Annotated in this window: 16 protein-coding genes and 2 riboswitches; of the genes, 5 read left to right on the top strand and 11 right to left on the bottom strand. The window is 71.1% G+C overall.

All coding sequences use genetic code 11. The annotated features are described in order from the left end of the window. Positions 1–133: 133 nt before the first annotated feature. The 3 genes from DYS74_RS08535 to mgtE form a co-directional block, all read right to left on the bottom strand. Positions 134–949: a TIGR00282 family metallophosphoesterase gene (locus tag DYS74_RS08535; protein ID WP_121532833.1), complete on the bottom strand. Its 816-nt coding sequence runs from the start codon at positions 947–949 to the stop codon at positions 134–136. A gap of 152 nt (positions 950–1,101) precedes the next feature. Further along, on the bottom strand, positions 1,102–1,659 hold the full coding sequence (locus DYS74_RS08530; RefSeq protein WP_121532831.1) for a 5-formyltetrahydrofolate cyclo-ligase: 558 nt from the start codon (positions 1,657–1,659) through the stop codon (positions 1,102–1,104). After that, positions 1,656–3,041: a magnesium transporter gene (gene mgtE, locus DYS74_RS08525; RefSeq protein WP_121532829.1), complete on the bottom strand. Its 1,386-nt coding sequence runs from the start codon at positions 3,039–3,041 to the stop codon at positions 1,656–1,658. The genes DYS74_RS08530 and mgtE overlap by 4 nt, the downstream gene beginning before the upstream one ends. Positions 3,042–3,101: 60 nt before the next feature. Here mgtE and DYS74_RS08520 point away from each other — a divergent pair, with 60 nt between their 5' ends. Next, positions 3,102–4,040 carry a hypothetical protein gene (locus DYS74_RS08520; protein WP_147435478.1) on the top strand — a complete coding sequence of 313 codons (939 nt, stop codon included), beginning with the start codon at positions 3,102–3,104 and terminating at the stop codon, positions 4,038–4,040. Between the two features lie 87 nt (positions 4,041–4,127). After that, on the top strand, positions 4,128–5,408 hold the full coding sequence (gene guaD, locus DYS74_RS08515) for a guanine deaminase (protein ID WP_121532825.1): 1,281 nt from the start codon (positions 4,128–4,130) through the stop codon (positions 5,406–5,408). Positions 5,409–5,439: 31 nt separating this feature from the next. On the opposite strand, the gene tenA is transcribed toward guaD, so the two are convergent. From tenA to DYS74_RS08485, 6 genes are all read right to left on the bottom strand, one after another. Further along, positions 5,440–6,117, bottom strand: a complete 678-nt coding sequence (gene tenA, locus DYS74_RS08510) for a thiaminase II (protein WP_121532823.1) — start codon at positions 6,115–6,117, stop codon at positions 5,440–5,442. Beyond that, the gene (gene thiD, locus DYS74_RS08505) at positions 6,114–6,917 is read right to left on the bottom strand and encodes a bifunctional hydroxymethylpyrimidine kinase/phosphomethylpyrimidine kinase (protein WP_281272461.1); all 804 of its coding nucleotides are present in this window, start codon (positions 6,915–6,917) and stop codon (positions 6,114–6,116) included. Before thiD ends, tenA begins: the two co-directional genes overlap by 4 nt. Then, complete coding sequence (thiE, locus tag DYS74_RS08500; protein WP_121532819.1) at positions 6,914–7,525, bottom strand: thiamine phosphate synthase; 612 nt, start codon at positions 7,523–7,525, stop codon at positions 6,914–6,916. Before thiE ends, thiD begins: the two co-directional genes overlap by 4 nt. Next, positions 7,522–8,310, bottom strand: coding sequence for a hydroxyethylthiazole kinase (thiM, locus tag DYS74_RS08495; protein WP_121532817.1), 789 nt, complete (start codon positions 8,308–8,310; stop codon positions 7,522–7,524). Before thiM ends, thiE begins: the two co-directional genes overlap by 4 nt. Positions 8,311–8,377: 67 nt before the next feature. Continuing rightward, a riboswitch (TPP riboswitch) is annotated at positions 8,378–8,472 on the bottom strand. A 60-nt stretch (positions 8,473–8,532) separates the two neighbouring features. Further along, positions 8,533–9,228 carry a 5,6-dimethylbenzimidazole synthase gene (gene bluB / locus DYS74_RS08490; RefSeq protein WP_121532815.1) on the bottom strand — a complete coding sequence of 232 codons (696 nt, stop codon included), beginning with the start codon at positions 9,226–9,228 and terminating at the stop codon, positions 8,533–8,535. A gap of 49 nt (positions 9,229–9,277) precedes the next feature. Then, positions 9,278–9,461, bottom strand: a riboswitch (cobalamin riboswitch). Then, positions 9,457–10,059: an exonuclease domain-containing protein gene (locus DYS74_RS08485; protein ID WP_245965235.1), complete on the bottom strand. Its 603-nt coding sequence runs from the start codon at positions 10,057–10,059 to the stop codon at positions 9,457–9,459. Its footprint overlaps the riboswitch before it by 5 nt. A 233-nt stretch (positions 10,060–10,292) precedes the next feature. Here DYS74_RS08485 and DYS74_RS08480 point away from each other — a divergent pair, with 233 nt between their 5' ends. Then, a complete protein-coding gene (locus tag DYS74_RS08480) occupies positions 10,293–11,573 on the top strand; it encodes a solute carrier family 23 protein (RefSeq protein WP_121532813.1) in 1,281 nt (426 codons plus the stop codon). 147 nt (positions 11,574–11,720) lie between these two features. Here DYS74_RS08480 and DYS74_RS08475 read toward each other — a convergent pair whose 3' ends face one another. Further along, the gene (locus DYS74_RS08475) at positions 11,721–13,880 is read right to left on the bottom strand and encodes an autotransporter domain-containing protein (RefSeq protein ID WP_121532811.1); all 2,160 of its coding nucleotides are present in this window, start codon (positions 13,878–13,880) and stop codon (positions 11,721–11,723) included. Positions 13,881–14,028: 148 nt separating this feature from the next. Here DYS74_RS08475 and DYS74_RS08470 point away from each other — a divergent pair, with 148 nt between their 5' ends. After that, a complete protein-coding gene (locus DYS74_RS08470; RefSeq protein WP_121532809.1) occupies positions 14,029–16,152 on the top strand; it encodes a sensor histidine kinase in 2,124 nt (707 codons plus the stop codon). A 69-nt stretch (positions 16,153–16,221) separates the two neighbouring features. Beyond that, a complete protein-coding gene (locus DYS74_RS08465) occupies positions 16,222–16,875 on the top strand; it encodes a response regulator transcription factor (protein WP_121532807.1) in 654 nt (217 codons plus the stop codon). Positions 16,876–16,881: 6 nt separating this feature from the next. On the opposite strand, the gene DYS74_RS08460 is transcribed toward DYS74_RS08465, so the two are convergent. Continuing rightward, positions 16,882–18,219: an 8-oxoguanine deaminase gene (locus DYS74_RS08460; protein ID WP_121532805.1), complete on the bottom strand. Its 1,338-nt coding sequence runs from the start codon at positions 18,217–18,219 to the stop codon at positions 16,882–16,884. Between the last annotated feature and the right edge of the window lie 56 nt (positions 18,220–18,275).

The raw sequence follows: 18,275 nt of genomic DNA, 5'->3' as shown, positions 1-18,275 counted from the left end.
GAATGCCTCTTGGCTGCCCCCTGTTATGGCGGCGATACTACAAGTGCCCCGGCGCCCTGCAAGCGCACAAATCGGGGCACACGGGAATTCTCGGCGCCGTGGAGGCAGTGCCTCGATTGCCGGCGATTTCGGCTCAGACCGGCGTCGAAGGAGGCAACCGTCCGCCCACCCGCACCGGCAGCACGCGCGTGGCCTTGCCCGAGCGGTCGTCGGTCTCGACATAAAGCCCGCTCAGCGTCGCCTCTCCGCCAGCCGGGGTGAAACGGTCGCGCGCCATGCCGGTGATGAAGCGGCGCATCGGTTCGGCCTTTTCCATGCCGATCACGCTGTCATAATCGCCGCACATGCCGGCATCGGTCAGATAGGCGGTGCCGCCGGTCAGGATCATCGCATCGGCCGTCGGCACATGGGTATGGGTGCCGACGACGACCGAGGCGCGGCCGTCGCACCAATGCCCCATCGCCATCTTCTCGGATGTCGCCTCGCAATGCACGTCAACGAGGATCGCCTGCGCCAGCCCGCCCAGCGGATGGGTGCGCAGCGTCGCCTCGATCGCCGAGAACGGATCGTCGAAGGGGCGCTTCATGAACACCTGGCCGAGCACCTGGGTGACCAGCACCTTGCGCCCGCGCCGGTCCTCGAACAGGCGCGCGCCCTTGCCCGGCGCGTCCTTGGCGTAATTGAGCGGCCGGATCACCCGCGGCTCGGTCTCGATGAAGCGCAGCATGTCCTTCTGGTCGAAGGCATGATCGCCGAGCGTCACCACATCGGCGCCGGCAGCGAGCAGCAGCTTGGCGTGCTCCCCCGTCAGCCCCATGCCCGAGGAGGCGTTCTCGCCGTTCACCACGACGAAATCGAGCCCCCATTCGGCGCGCAGCTTCGGAAGCCGCTCCGCCACCGCGGCGCGTCCCGCGCGCCCCATCACATCGCCAAGAAACAGGATCTTCATGCCGAAGCCATAGGCGCAAGCGCCGAAAAGGGCAATTCCTTTCCCGATCCGCGCTTCATCTTGCCCGAAATACCTTCGGGGGTCCGGGGGCAGACAGCCCCCGGCGGCGGTCCGCGCGCTTAGCCCGCAAGGCTTGCCGCAGGAGCCGCGGATCAGGCCGGATCGGGCACGATCGTCTCGGCGTCGGTGACGATCAGATCGAGCGCCGCGTCGGTGGGCTCGGTCGGCACCTCCTCGACCTCCTGCGCGGCAAAGGCGAAGCCGATCGCGGTGACCGGCCCCGCGGCGCGCAGCCCTTCGAGCGTGCGGTCGTAGAAGCCGCCGCCATAGCCGAGCCGGAAGCCGCGCCGGTCGAAGGCCAGAAGCGGCACGATCAGCACGCGGGGGGTGACCTCCTCGGCCTCGGCGGGGATGGCCGCACCGAAGGGGCCGTCACACATGACGCAGTCAGGCGTCCAGCGGTGAAAGCGCAGGGGCAGCCCGGTGCCCTCGATCACCGGCACCGCGACCGGGCCGAAATGGGCGGCCATCGCCGGGCGCGGGTCGATCTCGGTGCGGATCGGCATGTAGCCCGCCAGCGGCGCGCCCGCGAAGGGTTCGAGCGCCTCGGAGAGCCGCGCGCAGGCCGTGCCCTGCCCCCGCGCGAAGGCCTCGCGCCGCGCGGCAAACGCGGCCTTGCGGGCAAAGGCCTTGATCTCGGCCAGCGTCACAGCAGCACCGCCGTTGCCAGGCCGAGGAAGGAGAAGAAGCCGAAGACATCGGTCATCGTGGTCACGAAGGTGCCCGAGGCGAGCGCCGGATCGGCGCCAAGCCGTTCCAGCGCGATCGGCACCACGATGCCCGCAAGCGCCGCGATGAACAGGTTGATGATCATCGCCGCGCCGATCACCAGCCCGAGCGCCGGCGTGCCGAACCAGATCCAGGCGACGATGCCGAGGCACAGCGCGAAGGTGCCGCCGTTGATCAGGCCGACCAGCACCTCGCGGCGGATCACGCGCCAGATGTTGCTGTCGGTCAGGTTCTTGGTGGCCAGCGCCCGCACCGCGACGGTCAGCGTCTGCGTGCCGGCGTTGCCGCCCATCGAGGCGACGATCGGCATCAGCACGGCCAGCGCCACCAGATGCCCGATCGAGGCCTGGAAGAGGTTGATGATCGAGGCCGCGAGCAGCGCCGTGCACAGGTTGATCGCGAGCCAGGGCAGGCGCTGACGCGCGGTCTCGACCACGGTGTCGGAAATCGAGCTCTCGTCGCCGACACCGGCGAGGCGCAGGATGTCTTCCTCGTGCTCCTCATCCAGAACCGACATCGCGTCGTCGATGGTGATCACGCCGACAAGCCGGTCGTGATCGTCGACGACCGGGGCCGAGATCAGGTGATACTGGTTGAAGGCATAGGCGACGTCGCCCTCCTCCTGCCAGGCCGAGATCGTGCGGAAACTGTCCTCGGTGATCTCGCGCAGCCCCATGTCCCGCTTCGAGGCCAGCAGCTTGCCAAGCGTGACATAGCCGGTCGGGTGATGGCCCGGATCGACCAGGATGACGTGGTAGAACTGGTCGGGCAGCTCGTCGTCACGGCGCAGGAAGTCGATGGTCTCGCCCACCGTCCAGTGCTCGGGGGCGGTGACCACCTCGCGCTGCATCAGACGGCCGGCCGAATATTCGGGATAGGTCAGCGACTGCTCGACCGCGGCGCGGTCGGGCTCGTCGAGCACCTTCAGGATCGCTTCCTGCTGCGGCTCCTCGAGATCCTCGATCAGGTCGACGACGTCGTCCGAATCGAGTTCGCGCACCGCCTCGGCCAGGACCTCGCGCGGCAGCGCCGCGATGACCTCCTCGCGGATCGACTCGTCAAGCTCGGTCAGCACCTCGCCGTCGATCTCGCGGCCCCAGAGCCGGACGATCTCGCGCCGCTCGCTGCCGCCGACCTGTTCCAGAAGGTCGGCGATATCGGCGGCGTGCAGCGGTTCGAGCAGCTCGGTCAGACGCTCCGCGTCGCCCGCATCGGCCGCGGCAAGGATGCGGTCGACGAGCTCCCCGTCAAGGCCGTAATCCTCTTCCTCGCGCTCGATGTCCTCTGCCCGTTCTTCCGCCATGAAACCCCCGTTCCGATCTGGCCGCACCTTAGCCCGGGGCCGCGGCAGGCGCGAGGGGCCATGGCGAAAAAGACCCGCGCCCACGGTCAAGGGGCACCGTCGGATTTGCATCTCCGGCGCCGGCGGGGAAGGATCGGAGAAAAGGAGGCGCAGATGCGAAACGGTCATGTCGGCACGCACGGCTTCGGCACGTTTGATGCGGCTGCCTGGATCGCGGAAGGCGACGGGCTGCGCACAAGCGCCGAGGCGATGCGCGAGCTCTGGCGCGCGCGAAAGGCAGCGTTCGACACGGCCCTGAGCGCGTCCGGCGGCAAGACCGGGCCGGTGATTGCCCGCGACTGGACCGCGATCACCGGGATGCCCCGCGCCTCGGTGCTGCTTCTCGCCTATGCCGTCGAGATGTATCTCAAGGCGGGGGTGGTGAAGGCGTTTGCCGGATGCTCGGAAGCCTCGCTCGACAAATGCCTCCGGTCCTTCGGCCACCGATACGAAGACATCGCAAAGGAGATCGAGTTCTCCCCGAACGCCGGCGATGCGGAACACTTCACGGCGCTTGGCCAGATGGTCACGACAGGCGCGCGCTATCCGGTGGCGGTCGCGGCCGGCACCGCGCCCGGGTATGAGGACCGGGCCGTACTCGAGAATGCGCGCACATTTCCGATCTGGTCCGAGGACAACTTTGCAGAATGGCTGGATCTTGCCGCCCGGCTGCGCGCCCATGCGCAGCAGATCGATGGGGATCCGGCCTGCGCCGCGCATTTCGGCAGCCAGCAGATCGATTCAGATGGCTGGATCGCCTGGCGCCGGGGCGGGCACCTGTCGCCCCGGATCACCTGGAAGCCCAGTTCGGAGCAACGGAAGGAAAAGACCGGCCGGGCCGAGCTGCACGCGATGATGAAGCGGGAGGCGGGGCTTTTCCTGCTTCCCCTGCACGACTGGCCCCGGGCGCGTGTTTTTCTGATCGGCAAAAAGGATGCGCGAGACGACCTCATCGAATGAGTGCGCCTGCGCAATGCGGCCGGGGGGCTGCCGCTTGCCGCCGCACAGCGGCACGCCTAGGGTGAAGCGCAAACAAAGGAGCCGGCGATGGAACTGCTGATCGGACAGGTGATCCGCTTCGAGGGCGACCCGATGGCCGAGGGGCCCGCCGCGGCGCGCCATCTCGCCCGCGGTGCGGTGGCGGTCGAGAACGGCAAGGTCGCCGCCGTGGGCGAGGCCGAGGCGCTGCGCGCCGCCCATCCGGGCGCCAGGGTCACCGACCTCGGCCGGCAGCTGATCTCGGCGGGGTTCATCGACGCCCATGTGCATTACCCGCAGACGCAGATGATCGCGAGCTGGGGCAAGCGGCTGATCGACTGGCTCAACAGCTACACCTTCCCGACCGAGACCGGCTTTGCCGATCCGCGCCACGCGGCCGACGTCGCGTCGCTCTATTTCGATCTGGCGCTGAGCCATGGCACCACCTCGATGTGCAGCTATTGCACGATCCATCCGGCGAGCGTCGACGCCTATTTCGAGGAGGCCCGTGCGCGCGGCATGCGTGTGCTCGGCGGGCGCACCTGCATGGACAGGAACGCCCCCGACGGGCTGCGCGACACTGCGCAGACGGCCTATGACGAAAGCGCGGCGCTGCTTTCGCGCTGGCACGGGCGCGACCGGCTCGGCTATGTCATCACGCCGCGCTTCTCACCGACCTCGACGCCCGAGCAGCTGCGCGCGCTTGGTGCGCTCTGGGCCGAGCATCCGGACTGCCTGATGCAGACCCATCTGAGCGAACAGGTCGACGAGATCGCCTGGGTGAAGGGCCTCTTCCCCGAGGCGCGCGACTACCTCGACACCTACGAGGCCTTCGGCCTTCTGGGCGAGAACGGGGTCTATGGCCACGCCATCCATCTCGAGCCGCGCGAGATCGTGCGGCTGAAGGAGGTGGGCGCGGCGCTCGCCCATTGCCCGACCTCGAACACCTTCATCGGCTCGGGACTTTTCGACATGGCGGGGATGACCGCCGCCGGGCTGCGGGTGGGGCTTGCCACCGACACCGGCGGAGGCTCGAGTTTCTCGATGCTGCGCACCATGGCCGCGGCCTATGAGGTGGCGCAGCTGCGGCACCATCCGCTGCATCCGGCGCAGCTGTGGTGGCTGGCCACGCAGGGCTCGGCCCGGGCGCTGAAGATCGACACATTCGTCGGCAATATCGCACCGGGGATGGAGGCCGACCTGATCGCCGTCGACCTCGCCTCGACGCCGCTCATCGCGCAGCGCGCGGTGCGGGCCGAGAGCTTCTGGGAAGAGCTGTTCCCGACGATCATGATGGGCGATGACCGCGCCATCGCCGGGGTCTGGGTCGGCGGCACGCGGCAGCGCTGAGCGCCGCCGCCCGTTTCCTGCCGCTGTTTCCTCAGGCCACCCGCCCGACCTCGGGCCAGAGCTCGCGGTGATAGGCGCTGTCCCAGAACCGCCATTCGTGCCAGCAGGCGCGGTGAAAGGCGCGGTGCATCCGCGCCTGTGTCGTCGCATCCGCCGCCGCCCCGATCCGGTCGACAAGGGCCAGCATCCGCGCCACGCTGTCGTCGAAGGCCTCGCCGGCATAGGTGGCGATCCAGGCGGCATAGGGGTTTTCCGGCCCCGACTGGCCGGCGATCTCGCGGCCGATGTCGCGATAGATCCAGAAGCAGGGCAGCAGCGCCGCCACCGCCTCGGCGAAATCCCCAAGCGCCGCGCTGCGCAGCAGGAACGAGACATAGTGGTCGCAGGCCGCCGAGACCTCGCTGGCCGCGAAGGCCTCGGCCGAGACGCCGAAGAGCCCCATGTAATGCGCGTGCAGCCCGCGCTCGACCGCGACCGCGCCGGTGGCCGAGCCCGCGAGCTGCGCCACCGCCTGCCCGTCGGGCGCCTTCGCCGCGGCCAGCGCCAGCGCGCGGGCAAAGCCCTCGAGGTAATGCGCGTCCTGGATGATATAGCCGCGGAACACCTCGGCCGGCAGCGTGCCCGCCGCCAGCTCGCGGTTGAAGGGCATCTCGTGGATCTGCCGGCGCAGCCCCTGCGTCTGCGCGGCAAGGTCTTGGGTAAAGCTCATTCTGCACTCTCCTGAAGGGCGTAAAAATGGTTGACCGGCCCATGCCCCGCGCCGACCGACAGCCGGTCGGCACTGGCGAGCGCGGCGCTGAGATAGGCCTTGGCCTCGCGCACCGCGCGTTCAAGCGGCACGCCCGCGCCCAACCGCGTGGCCAGCGCCGAGGACAGCGTGCAGCCGGTGCCATGGGTGTTGCGGGTGGCGATCCGCGGCGCCTCGACCCAGGTCTCGCCGGTGGCGTCGAGCAGCAGATCGGGGCTGGTGGCGCCGATGAGATGCCCGCCCTTGAGCAGCACCGCCGCCGGGCCAAGCGCGCGCAGCGCCTGCGCCTGTGCGCGCATCTCGTCAAGGCTGGTGGCCTCGGGCAGGCCGAGCAGATCCGCCGCCTCGGGCAGGTTCGGGGTGATGAGGCTGACGCGCGGGATCAGGGCGCGCAGCGCCGCCACCGCCTCGGCCTGCAACAGCCGGTCGCCGCTTTTCGCCACCATCACCGGATCAAGGACCACCGGGCAGCGAAGCCCCGCGATGCCCTCGGCCACGGTGGCGATCACCGTGGCATCGCCCAGCATGCCGATCTTGACCGCGTCGATCGCGATGTCGTCCCGGATCGCCGCGATCTGCGCCGCGATCAGTTCGGGCGGGCACAGGCTCACCGCGGTGACGCCACGGGTGTTCTGCGCGGTCAGCGCGGTGATCACGGTCATCGCATAGCCGCCATTGGCCGAGATCGCCTTCAGATCGGCCTGGATGCCGGCGCCGCCGGAACAGTCCGAGCCGGCAATCGACAGGATATTCGGGATCATGCGTCTCTCCATGCGGTCAGAAGGCTGCGGGCGGCGCCGGCCATGTCCCCGGCGCGCGAGATGGCCGAGATCACGGCGAGCCCCGCGCCGCCCGCGGCCTTGATCGCGGCGGCGTCGCGCGCGGTGAGGCCACCGATCGCCAGGCAGGGCAGCGGGCTGCGCGCGGCGATCGCGGCAAAGCCCGCGATCCCGATCGGCGGCGCGGCATCGGGTTTCGAGCCCGTCGCATGCACCGGCCCGACGCCGAGGTAATCGACGCCCTCGGGCACGGCCGCCAGCTGCGCCTCGGCCTCGATCGACAGGCCCAGCACTACGCCCGGTCCGATGCGGCGGCGGATCGCGGTGGGGTCGCCGTCGCCCTGCCCGATATGCAGCCCCGGCGCGCCGGTCTCGCGCGCCACCTCGACCCGGTCGTTGATGACGAGCTGCGCGCCAAGCGGCGCCAGCTCGGCCATCAGCCGGCGCGCAAGCGCGGCGAAATCGGCATCGGGCAGGGTCTTGTCACGCAACTGCACCCAGCCCGCGCCGCCGCGCGCCGCGGCCAGCGCCTGCGCGATCACGTCGTGCGGGGCATGGGCGTCGGTGATGAAGCAGAGCGGCGGGATCATGCGCACACGATCCGCGCGCGGGAGGTGAGCGCCTCGGCGGTGAGGGCGGCAAGCGCGTCGAGGAAGGCCACCTGGAACGAGCCCGGCCCGGCCGCGACCGCCCCGGCCTCTTCCCCCGCAAGCCCATAGAAGGCCAGCGCCGCGACGGTGGCCGCGAAGGGCTCCTGCCCGACGCAGAAGGCGCCGACGACCCCGGTCAGCGCGCAGCCAAGCGCCGTCACCCGCGGCATCATCGCATGGCCATTCGCCACCTCGGCGCTTTGCCGGCCATCGGTGACGAAATCCACCGCTCCGGTCACCGCGACGACGGCCCCACTGCGGCGGGCAAGGTCGCGTGCCGCGGCATGGGCCATCGCCACGGCATCGGTCGCATCCGCCCCCTTCCCTGCCGTCTGCGCCCCGGCCAGCGCCAGGATCTCGGAGGCATTGCCGCGGATCACCGTGGGCGCGCGCGCCACGAGCCGCGCCCCCACCTCGCGCCGATAGCCGGTCGCACCGACCGCCACGGGGTCAAGCACCCAGGGGCGCCCCGCCGCGACGGCGGCCGCCGCCGCCTCTTCCATCGCCTGCACCCAGGGCGGCGAGAGCGTGCCGATGTTGACGGTCAGCGCCTGAGCGAGGCCCGCGAACTCGGCCGCCTCCTCGCGCGCATGGATCATCGCCGGCGAGGCTCCCGCCGCCAGCAGCACATTCGCCATCACGTTCATCGCGACGTAATTGGTGATGTTGTGCACCAGGGGCGCGGTCTGCCGCATCACCGCAAGGAATTTGCCCGGGTCTTCCATCGTGATCTCCTCCACATGCGCCGGGGCCGGGAGGGATCGGGAGAGACAGCGGAGGGCAGATGCGCTCCGGGTCTTCCGCGCGCCTCCCTCCGCCGGCATTATCCGGTTCAGGTTCTAAGGGTTCTTCTCAGCCCGGTTGCCCGAGCGCCCCTGTCGCTATGGCCAAAGACCTCGCATCCGGCCCGCCCGCTGTCAAGCACCCGAACGGTCAGGCGCCGCGGCTCACCCGGCGGCGGGCTCCCACGCCGGCCCGCCCCAGCGGTCGGTGCAGGTCATCTGGGCAAGCGCGTGGCGCGTCGCCCAGCCCCGCGCCTCGAGCTCGGGCGCGTCGAACAGCTCCGTCACATGGCCGAGGCAGAGATAGGCCACCGGCACCACATGCTCGGGCAGACCGAGGATGCGGCGCAGATCGGCATCGCGGAAGATGCTGACCCAGCCGACGCCGATGCCCTCGGCGCGCGCCGCAAGCCACAGGTTCTGAACCGCGCAGACGGTCGAATAGAGGTCGGTGTCGGTGTCATGGGTGCGGCCCAGCACCACCGGTCCGCCGCGGCGCCGGTCGCAGGTGATGCACAGGTTGAGCGGCGCCTCGCTGATCCCCTGCAGCTTCAGCGCCGAATACAGCGCGCGGCGGCCGCCCTCGAACATCTCGCGGGCCTCGTCATTCGCACGCTCGAAGGCGGTGCGGATCTCGCCGCGCACGCCCGCATCGCGGATCACGAGGAAGTTCCACGGCTGCGACAGCCCGACCGAGGGCGCGGCATGGGCGGCGGCCAGAAGCCGCGCCAGCACCGCATCGTCGATCGGATCGGGCAGGAACTGCCCGCGCACGTCGCGCCTTTCATGAATGGCCCGATAGACGGCCTCGCGTTCGGGCGCGGAGAAGGCTCCGGCCGGCTTCAGTCCGATTGGCTGCATGACAAATCCCCTGCCTGACAGACCTGCGGCCCCGCCGCCGTCCGCGCGTCGGGGTCTGTGGCGTCCGGCCGGTCTTCTGACTTGGCTTCGCCCCGGTGCGGCGCCTTCCCGGCCGAAGCCAGTGGCCATGCCGCCCGGTCCACCTTACAGCGTTGGGCACGTCACGGATCTGCACCGTGTTCCCGATTATCCCCGACGCAACGCGCCCGGGCACCGAACAGGTCCTGACTAGCCGCGTTGCACGCGCCGCGCAACAGGCGCGCGGGCCGGGCCCAGAAGCGCCTCGAAATCCAGCCCGGTGCGGCGCTCGGCCTGCAGCACGACCTCGGCCGCGGCGCGCGCATCTTCGCCCGCGTCGTGATGCTCGAAGCGCAAATCGAGCTGCGCCTTCAGATGGCCAAGCCCGTGCCCGCCATTGCCGATGAACTCGGGCCAGGCGCGGCGCGCGATCCGCACGCTGTCGCCCCAGCGCCAGCCGGGCGCCACCCGCCCGGCGACGCCATAGGCGCCCTCGATCGCGCGGCGGTCGAAGCTGCTGTGCTGGATGATGAGGTGGCGCGACAGCAAGGGTTCGAGCGGCGCGATGGCACGGGCGAAATCGGGCGCGCCCAGCACCTGCTCGGGGCCGATGCCATGCAGCTGCACGTTGAAGGACGAAAAGCGCACCTGCGGATCGACGAGGGTGACCCAGCTTTCGATGCCGCCATCCGCCCGCACGCAGGCAATGCCGATCTGGCAGATGCTGGCGGCGTCGGAACAGGCGGTCTCGACATCGAGCGCGACGAAGCGGAAGGCGCCTTCGGGCACGCGCATCAGGCCCGCGGCGCTCATGCCGCGCCCCCGCATCCCGCCTGCCGCCCGTTTCGCCTGTGCCGTTCCCGCATCGCCCGCCCCTGCCTGACTTCGCCCGCAAGATAGGCCGGCGCACCCCGCCGGCGCAACGCCGATCCCCGGCCCGGCCCATTCGTCGCAGCCGGTGACGGGGCGGAACCGCCATCGGGGCTGGCGCAAGCGCCCGCCGCGGCAGTATGGCGGGGCAACGCAACACAGACCCCGAGGAATCAATGTCCTATTTCCCGACATGGCGCCCCGCGACGGGCAATGTGGTGATGCCGGACGAACGGCTGCCGGCTGCCGCCTCGCTCACCATGGGCGTCCAGCACCTGCTGGCGATGTCCGGCTCGACCATCGTCGCGCCGATCCTGATGGGCTTCGACCCGAATGTGGCGGTGTTCTTCTCCGGCATCGGCACGCTTCTGTTCTTCATCCTGACTGCCGGCCGGGTGCCGAGCTATCTCGGCTCGTCCTTCGCCTTTATCGCGGTGGTGCTGGCGGTGACCGCCCAGCCCGGCGCGACGATCGCCACCGCGCTTGGCGGCATCGTCGCCTGCGGCGCGATCTATGCGCTGATCGGGCTCATCGTGATGGCCGTGGGCGCGGGCTGGGTCGAGAAGCTGATGCCGCCGGTCGTCACCGGCACCATCGGCATGGCGATCGGGCTCAACCTCGCGCCAGTCGCGGTGAACCAGCTCAACGCCTTCGGCACGCCGACTGCCGGGCACCTGACGGTCGCCCTGCTCACCGTGCTGTGCATGGCGCTGATCTCGAGCTATGGCCCGCGCGCCACCCGCCGGGTCTCGGTGCTCCTGGCGCTCGCCTTCGGCTATGCGCTGGTGCTGGTGCTGGGCAACGGACTTGGCTTCGTGCCGGGGATCGACTTCGCCAAGGTCGGCGAGGCCGCCTGGTTCGGCCTGCCGAAATTCGTGTCGCCCGAGTTCCACTGGTCGGCGGTGACCCTGATCGCCCCGGTGGCAATCGTGCTGGTGGCCGAGAACCTCGGCCATATCAAGGCGCTTGGCGCGATCACCGGGCAGAACATGGACCGCTACATCGGCCGCGGCTTCGTCGCCGACGGGCTGGCGACGATGGTCGCGGGCTCGGGCGGCGGCACCGGCGTCACCACCTATGCCGAGAACATCGGCGTGATGGCGATGACCAAGGTCTATTCGACCCTTGTCTTCGTGGTCGCGGCGCTGGTCGCGATCCTGCTCGGCCTGTCGCCGAAATTCGGCGCGCTCCTGCAGACGATCCCGGCGCCGGTTCTGGCCGGTCTCTCGGTCTCGGTCTTCGGGCTGATCGCCTCGGCGATGGCGCGGATCTGGATCGAGGCGAAGGTCGACTTCTCGGACCCGCGCAACCTCTTCACCGCGGGCGTCGCGCTGATCTTCGGTGGCGGTGACTTCACCCTGCGGATCGGCGAGTTCGCGCTTGGCGGCATCGGCACCTCGACGCTGGCGGCGCTGCTCCTCTATCAGCTGCTCGGCTTCGGCCGGAAGACGGCCTGAACCGCCGCGAGCCCATCGGCACAAAACGACAAGGACGGCCCCGCGGGGCCGTCCTTTCGATTTCCGGGCCGCCCCCCGCCCCTGCCGAGACGGGACGCGGCCCTTGCGCCGGCGCTGCGGGGCGGGCAGCGCCGGACGTTCGTGATCTCAGAACTCCACCCGCAGGCTGACGCTGCCGGCAAGCTGTGCATCGCTGCCGTTGCCGATCATCGTGCTGCCCGACAGCGACAGCAGCGTCGACGGCGCAAGGGTCACGTCGAGGTCGACGCCGATCCGGCCCCAGTCCCGCGCCGGCGCCGGCACCGCCGCCGACACCGCGCCGACACCGAGGATCGTGCCGGTCATCGCCGGTGGCGCGCCATTGAAGCGGTGCACCCATTCGCCGGTCAGCTGGGCGCGCGTGGTCTCGTTCACCCGGAAGCCGAAGCGGCCGCCAAGCCGCGCCTCGTCGACGTCGCTGTCGCGCGCCGCCACCTGCATCGGGAAGGCGCCGCCGGTCTCGGTATAGCCGCGGACATGCGCGGTGCCGGTGGTGAAGGCGATCCAGGGCGAGAAGCTCTGCCCCTCGCCGAAGCGCAGCATCTCGGCCCAGTCGGCGCGCAGCCGCAGCGCCTGCACGTCGGCGCTGGTCTTGCCGCGCGAGTGGTCGATGCCGCCGCCGTTGCGATAGGCGCGGTCGAGGTCGAGATCCCAGTCGGCGCGATAGCCCGTCAGGCTGTAGGTGAAGGGCGTGCCGGCCGGGCGGAAATCGAGCTCGGCCACCAGATGCCGGCCCGTCGCCGCGCTGGTGCCGCCAAGCGCAAGGTCGGTCTCGGTGCGGTCGACACCCGCCCCGATCCCCGCCCGCACCGACGGGCCGAGATCGGCACAGAGCCCGGCCTCGGCACTGTAGATCCGGCGGTTGTCCTTGCCCGCACCAAGGTCGCCGGTGACCCAGCTGCAGGTTTTCGAGGCTTGCGGAAAGTCGGTCAGCGGCCGGTGATGGGCGCCGAACAGCGTCATCCCGGCGGCGCCGATCACCCCGTCGATCGCGGCGCCGGCGCCCGCCAGCGTGGCGCGGTACTCGTCGAGGCCGATAACGCCGGTGCCGCCACCGCCACCACCATCACCGCCGCCATCTCCGCCACCGCCGTCACCGCCGTCATCACCTCCGCCACCGTCACCGCCACCGTCGCCTCCGCCGTCACCGTCGCCCGGGGTCACGCGCGCGATGTATTCCTGCGTGATGCCGTTGATCTGACCGGTGCCGATCACCACGTCGCCCGCGTCGCTGATCGCCCGCGCATCGGTGAAGCTGTCCTCGCCCACCGCGACGCCGCTGGCGCTGAGCCAGTCGGCAACGGTGCCCATGCCATCGGCCTCGGTCCAGCGCATGGCGACGGTGTCCTGCAGCGTCGGCACCCATTGCGACGGGCGCCGGGCCGAGCCGACGATCACGCTGCCGTCGCCATTCGTCGCCAGCGCCCGGCTGTCGTTGCCGTCGGGCAGCCGGCCAAGCCCCTGCAACCCGCCCGCCTCGGTCCAGCGGAAGGCCTCGCCATTGCCGCTGACGTCGTTCGAAAAACCGACCACCACGCGCCCGTCCGAGGAGACATCGGTGGCAAGACTGGCGCTGTACTGCATGCCCTCGTGGCGGGGCAGCACGCCAAGCGCCTGCATCCCCTGCCCCGCGTGCCAGACGAAGGCCTCGGTCGCGCGCGTCGCGGTCGAGCCGTGCCCGACGATCACGCTGCCATCGCGGCTGGCGCGCATGGCCTGCGACCCCACGAAGCCGCCGCCGTTCAGATCCTCGGCCGGACCGCCATCGACCCAGCGCACGGCATGGAGCCCGTAGCTGTCGGGAATGCTCGCCCCGACCGCCACCCGGCCGTCGCCCGAGATGCCATAGGCGACGCTGTTTTGCAGCGCGGTGTTGGTGGCGAGGTGGTCAAGTTCGGTCAGCGTCGTGCCGTGCCAGATCACCGCGACACCGCGCGCGGCATAGTCGGGGCGCGAAACGCCGACCACGGTGCCGTCATCGGCGATGCCCCACGCCTCGACCGCGGCATCCCCCGGCCGGCCCGGCAGCAGCTCGAACCCCGCCGCGGTGACGCGATAGGCATGCCAGGTGTAGGTGTCGAGACGCACCGTCGCCGCCACCCCCTGCCCGTCGGGCGACAGATCCATGAAGGCGGTGCCGATGATCCCCACAGGCCGCCCCGCGATCGCATCGTCGGAGATCACCCCCGCCTGCTGGGCAAGCCCCGCCGTGCCGGCGCACAGCGCCGCGACCGAAACCCCGAACCTGAAAAACGCCGTTGCGCGCATGAAGGACTTTCCCCGAAAGACTGCCGTCGCGAGAGCCTAGCCGCGAGCCCCCCGCCGCGGCATCCCCGGATCACGGGAGGCGCGCCGCAAGACCACTGGCGGGAGCTCTGGCGCGCCGCTATCAAAAGCAGGCGCCCCGGGAGGTACGATGCCGATCTCGCTTCTGAAAAGCCCCGCCACGGCCTTCGCGCTTTTCGCGGCGCTGGCGCTGGCCTGCATGGCCCTCGCGGCCCTTGCCGTGGCACAGCTGCCCCGCACGAGCTTCGAGATCCGCCCTGGCGCGGCCGGTATGGTCGAGGTCACGGGCGCCGGCCCCTTCGACGAGACCGCCCCTGCCGCGATCGTCGCGCCGGATGGCAGCGCGCCTCTGCTGGCGCCGATGGTGCGGTTCCTGTCGACGAGCGAATTCCGCGGCAGCCCGGCCGAGAACGCCGCCGAATGGCGCGACCGTGCCCGGCTTGCCGCGCTGCTGACCGAGCCCGGCCTTGCCCTGCGCCTGCCCGACGGGCGGCTTGTGCCGGCGCGGGCGCTTCCGGGGGGGCTCGCGACACTGGCGCCAAGCGCGGTGCTCTCGCTCGGCATGGGGCTTTGCGCGCTGCTGATCGGGCTCTGGCCCGGGGTGGTGCGACCGCGCGACTGGACCTCCCGGGCGCTGTTCGCGAACGGGGCGGCGCTGGCCGTGGTGACGGTGACGCTGGCGATCAACGTGCAGGCAAGCCCCGCCAGCGGGCCGGCGCTGCATTACTGGAACACGCAGGCGAATTACCTTGCCACCTATCTGTGGGCACTCGCGCTGCTTGTGCTGTTTGCCCGCCACCCCTTCCCGATCGTGCCGCGCGGGGCGCTTTACGCCGTCGCGCTCTGGCTTGTCGGGGTCTGGGTCGCCGGTGTCGCCCTGCCCTGGCGCGACGTGCCGACGCTGCATCTGCTCAATGCGCTCGGCCTCGGCGTGGCGATCCTGGCCACCGCGGGCCTGCAAGCGCGACGCGCGCGCACCGACCCGGCCCACCGCGCGGCCTTCCGTCTTGTCGGCGCGGCGCTCGTCATCTGCATCAGCCTGTTCACCGCGCTGAACTTCGTGCCGCAGCTGCTGATCGGACGCGACCTGCTGCCGATCCAGGTCACGGCCTGCGCGCTGCTTCTGGTCTATCTGGCGCTGGCGGTGGCAATCTCGCGCTATCGGCTCTTCGATCTCGGCAGCTGGGCGGTGAAGGCCACCGTCGCAGCACTGGTGCTGCTCGCGGTGCTGGTCCTCGATCTGGTCCTCGTGCTGGCGACGGGGGCGGGCTGGACCCTGTCGCTGCCGTTCCTGGCCGCCGTCATCGCCTGGCTGCCCGCCCGCGAGATCCTGCTGCGCCGCCTCGACGCGCGACGCAACCGGCGCGACATCCTGCTTCTGCGCGGCGCGAGCGAGGTGGCCTTCGCCGTCTCGTCGACCGACCGCGCGGCGCGCTGGCAGGCGCTTCTGGCCGCGCAGTTCGCGCCGCTCGAGATCACCCCCTGCGGCTGCGACGCGCTCGAGATCCGCGACGACGGCCGCCGGCTGGCCGTGCCCTCGCCGGTCGGCGGCGCGGGGCTGCTGCTCGGCTTTGCCGGACAGGGCCGGCAGCTTTTCGGCAGTGCCGACCGCGCGGTCGCGGCCGCGCTGCTGACCCTCGTGCGCGAGATGGACGAGGCGCGCGCCGCCTATGACCGCGGCGTCGCGACCGAGCGCGCCCGGATCGCGCGCGATCTGCACGACGACGTCGGCGCACGGCTGATGACCTCGCTGCACCGCGAGGATCTGGCCGCGGTGCGGGCCGAGCTGCGCGAGGCGATGTCGGACATGCGCCAGATCATCGACGGCATGACCGGGCCCGAGCGGCCCCTGGGCGAGCTGCTCGCCGATCTGCGCCACGAGACGGTGAGCCGGCTGGCGCTGGCGGGGATCGGCGCCGACTGGCCCGCGGGCGCGGCCTTCGACGACACCCGCCCGGTGCCCGCGCCGCTTGGCCGGGTGCTGGTCTCGGTGCTGCGCGAGCTGGCAAGCAACGCCATCCGCCACTCGGGCGCGGCACAGGTGCAGGTCGGCTGCAGCCTTTCGGGCGGGACGCTGGCGCTGCGCTTTGCCGATGACGGGTGCGGCCTGGCGGCCGAGGGCGCGGCGCGGCCGGGCAACGGGCTGCGCAACATCCGCCGCCGGATCGAGGAGACGGGCGGCGAGATCGCGCTGCACAGCGCGGCCACGGGCACGGCGGTCGAGCTGCGCCTGCCGCTCGCGTCCCGTGGCTGAGGGATGGCGCGGGCGCGCACCGCGCTGCAGGATGCGCCAGCTGCCGCAAACGAACCGAGGGGAGGCGCGATGGACGGGGACCGACAGGTGCTGATCGTGGAGGACATGGCGCCGCTGCGCCGCGCGATGGCCGAGCTGGCGGCGCGGATCTTCGGCGCCCGCCCGGGCGAGGCCGGCTCGCTCGCCGAGGCGCGCGACTGGCTGCGCCGGAACCGCGACATCGACCGGCCGTTGATCGCGCTTGTCGACCTCGGCCTGCCCGACGGTTCGGGCGATGCGCTGATCGCCGAGCTGGCGGGCGACACCAACGCCACGGCGATCGTCACCACCGTCTTCGAGGATGACGGCACGGTGCTGCGCGCGCTTGGCGCGGGGGCGCATGGCTATCTGCTGAAGGGCGAGGATCTGGCCGGGATCGAGGCGCGGCTTGCCGGGCTCGAACGCGGCGAGGTGGCGATCTCGCCGCGGATCGCACGGCGCCTGCTCGAGCGGCTGCGCAGCCCCGCCACGCCGGCCCCGGTCGACCCCGCCGTCGCCCTGACGCAGCGCGAAACCGAGGTGCTGCGCGCCATCGGCCGCGGCCTGACCATCCCCGAGGCGGCCCATGCCCTCGGCATCGGCGCACAGACCGTGGGCACGCATGTGAAGAACATCTACCGCAAGCTGAACATCGCCTCGCGCGCCGAGGCGGCGATCGAGGCGGCGCGGCGCGGGCTGCTCTGAGCGGCCTCAGCCCGCCAGCGCGCGGGCAAGGCGGGTCTGCTCCTCGATCACCCGCGGCAGATCGATGGTGGTCAGACGGCCGTCACGCACGACCTGCCGGCCCTCGACGAAGAGGTGCCTGACCCGCGGCGGCCCCGCGAGAAGCAGCGCCGCGACCGGGTCCCAGGCGCCGGCCGCCTCAAGCCCCGAGACATCCCAGACCGCGATATCGGCGCGCTGCCCGGGCGCCAGACTGCCGCAATCGTCGCGGCCCAAAACCTGCGCACCGCCGAGCGTCGCGATCTCCAGCGCCTCGCGCACCGACATCGCATCGGCGCCGTTCTGCACGCGCTGCAGCAGCATCGCCTGCCGCGCCTCGCCGATCAGATTGCCGGCATCGTTGCTCGCCGAGCCGTCGACGCCCAGCCCGACCCGCACGCCGGCGTCGCGCATCGCCCGCACCGGCGCGATGCCCGAGCCGAGCCGGCAATTCGAACAGGGGCAATGCGCGACACCCGTGCGGCTGCGGGCGAACAGGTCAATCTCGGCCGTATCGAGCTTGACGCAATGCGCGTGCCAGACGTCATCGCCGGTCCAGCCCAGATCCTCGGCATATTGCCCGGGCCGACAGCCGAACTGCGCCAGAGAATAGGCGATGTCCTCGTCATTCTCGGCCAGATGGGTGTGCAGCATCACCCCCTTGTCGCGCGCCAGAAGCGCCGCGTCCCGCATCAGCCCGCGCGAGACCGAAAAGGGCGAGCACGGCGCCACCCCCACCCGCACCATCGCCCCCGGGCGCGGGTCGTGGAAGGCGTCGATGACGCGGATGCAGTCGTTCAGGATCGCCTCCTCGCGTTCGACCAGACTGTCGGGCGGCAACCCGCCCGCGCTCTCGCCGATCGACATCGCGCCGCGCGTCGGGTGAAAGCGCAGCCCGATCTCGCCCGCCGCGGCAATCGTGTCCTCGAGCCGCGCACCGTTCGGGAAGAGATAGAGGTGATCCGAGGTCAGGGTGCAGCCGCTCAGCGCAAGTTCGGCCAGCCCGGTCAGCGCCGAGACCCGGATCTCCTCGGGCCCCATCTTCGCCCAGATCGGATAGAGCGTGGTCAGCCAGCCGAAGAGCAGCGCATCCTGCCCGCCCGGTACCGCCCGCGTCAGGCTCTGGTAAAGGTGGTGGTGGGTGTTCACGAGCCCCGGCGTCACCACGCAGCCGCGTGCCGAGACCACCTCGCCCGCGCTGCCCAGCCCCTCGCCCACCGCGGCGATGACCCCGCCGCGGACCAGCACATCGGCGCCCTTCAGCTCGCGGCGCGCGCCGTCCATGGTGACGACGACCTCTGCACCGCGGATCACGATCTCACGCATGCTCCCTCCCCCTTCCAATTGCCTCAAATATCCTCGGGGGGTGAATTTCGCGCAAG

Source organism: Paenirhodobacter hankyongi (assembly GCF_003664585.1).
Taxonomy (GTDB): Bacteria; Pseudomonadota; Alphaproteobacteria; order Rhodobacterales; family Rhodobacteraceae; genus Rhodobacter; species Rhodobacter hankyongi.
This window is presented reverse-complemented; position numbering and strand designations above follow the sequence as displayed.

What these genes read in the sequence shown, in the direction of transcription:
- DYS74_RS08535 (WP_121532833.1), bottom strand. Translation starts at nt 949, where the DNA reads ATGAAGATCCTGTTTCTTGGCGATGTGATGGGGCGCGCGGGACGCGCC.
- mgtE (WP_121532829.1), bottom strand. Translation starts at nt 3,041, where the DNA reads ATGGCGGAAGAACGGGCAGAGGACATCGAGCGCGAGGAAGAGGATTAC.
- DYS74_RS08520 (WP_147435478.1), top strand. Translation starts at nt 3,102, where the DNA reads ATGGCGAAAAAGACCCGCGCCCACGGTCAAGGGGCACCGTCGGATTTG.
- guaD (WP_121532825.1), top strand. Translation starts at nt 4,128, where the DNA reads ATGGAACTGCTGATCGGACAGGTGATCCGCTTCGAGGGCGACCCGATG.
- tenA (WP_121532823.1), bottom strand. Translation starts at nt 6,117, where the DNA reads ATGAGCTTTACCCAAGACCTTGCCGCGCAGACGCAGGGGCTGCGCCGG.
- thiD (WP_281272461.1), bottom strand. Translation starts at nt 6,917, where the DNA reads ATGATCCCGAATATCCTGTCGATTGCCGGCTCGGACTGTTCCGGCGGC.
- thiE (WP_121532819.1), bottom strand. Translation starts at nt 7,525, where the DNA reads ATGATCCCGCCGCTCTGCTTCATCACCGACGCCCATGCCCCGCACGAC.
- thiM (WP_121532817.1), bottom strand. Translation starts at nt 8,310, where the DNA reads ATGGAAGACCCGGGCAAATTCCTTGCGGTGATGCGGCAGACCGCGCCC.
- bluB (WP_121532815.1), bottom strand. Translation starts at nt 9,228, where the DNA reads ATGCAGCCAATCGGACTGAAGCCGGCCGGAGCCTTCTCCGCGCCCGAA.
- DYS74_RS08485 (WP_245965235.1), bottom strand. Translation starts at nt 10,059, where the DNA reads ATGAGCGCCGCGGGCCTGATGCGCGTGCCCGAAGGCGCCTTCCGCTTC.
- DYS74_RS08480 (WP_121532813.1), top strand. Translation starts at nt 10,293, where the DNA reads ATGTCCTATTTCCCGACATGGCGCCCCGCGACGGGCAATGTGGTGATG.
- DYS74_RS08475 (WP_121532811.1), bottom strand. Translation starts at nt 13,880, where the DNA reads ATGCGCGCAACGGCGTTTTTCAGGTTCGGGGTTTCGGTCGCGGCGCTG.
- DYS74_RS08470 (WP_121532809.1), top strand. Translation starts at nt 14,029, where the DNA reads ATGCCGATCTCGCTTCTGAAAAGCCCCGCCACGGCCTTCGCGCTTTTC.
- DYS74_RS08465 (WP_121532807.1), top strand. Translation starts at nt 16,222, where the DNA reads ATGGACGGGGACCGACAGGTGCTGATCGTGGAGGACATGGCGCCGCTG.
- DYS74_RS08460 (WP_121532805.1), bottom strand. Translation starts at nt 18,219, where the DNA reads ATGCGTGAGATCGTGATCCGCGGTGCAGAGGTCGTCGTCACCATGGAC.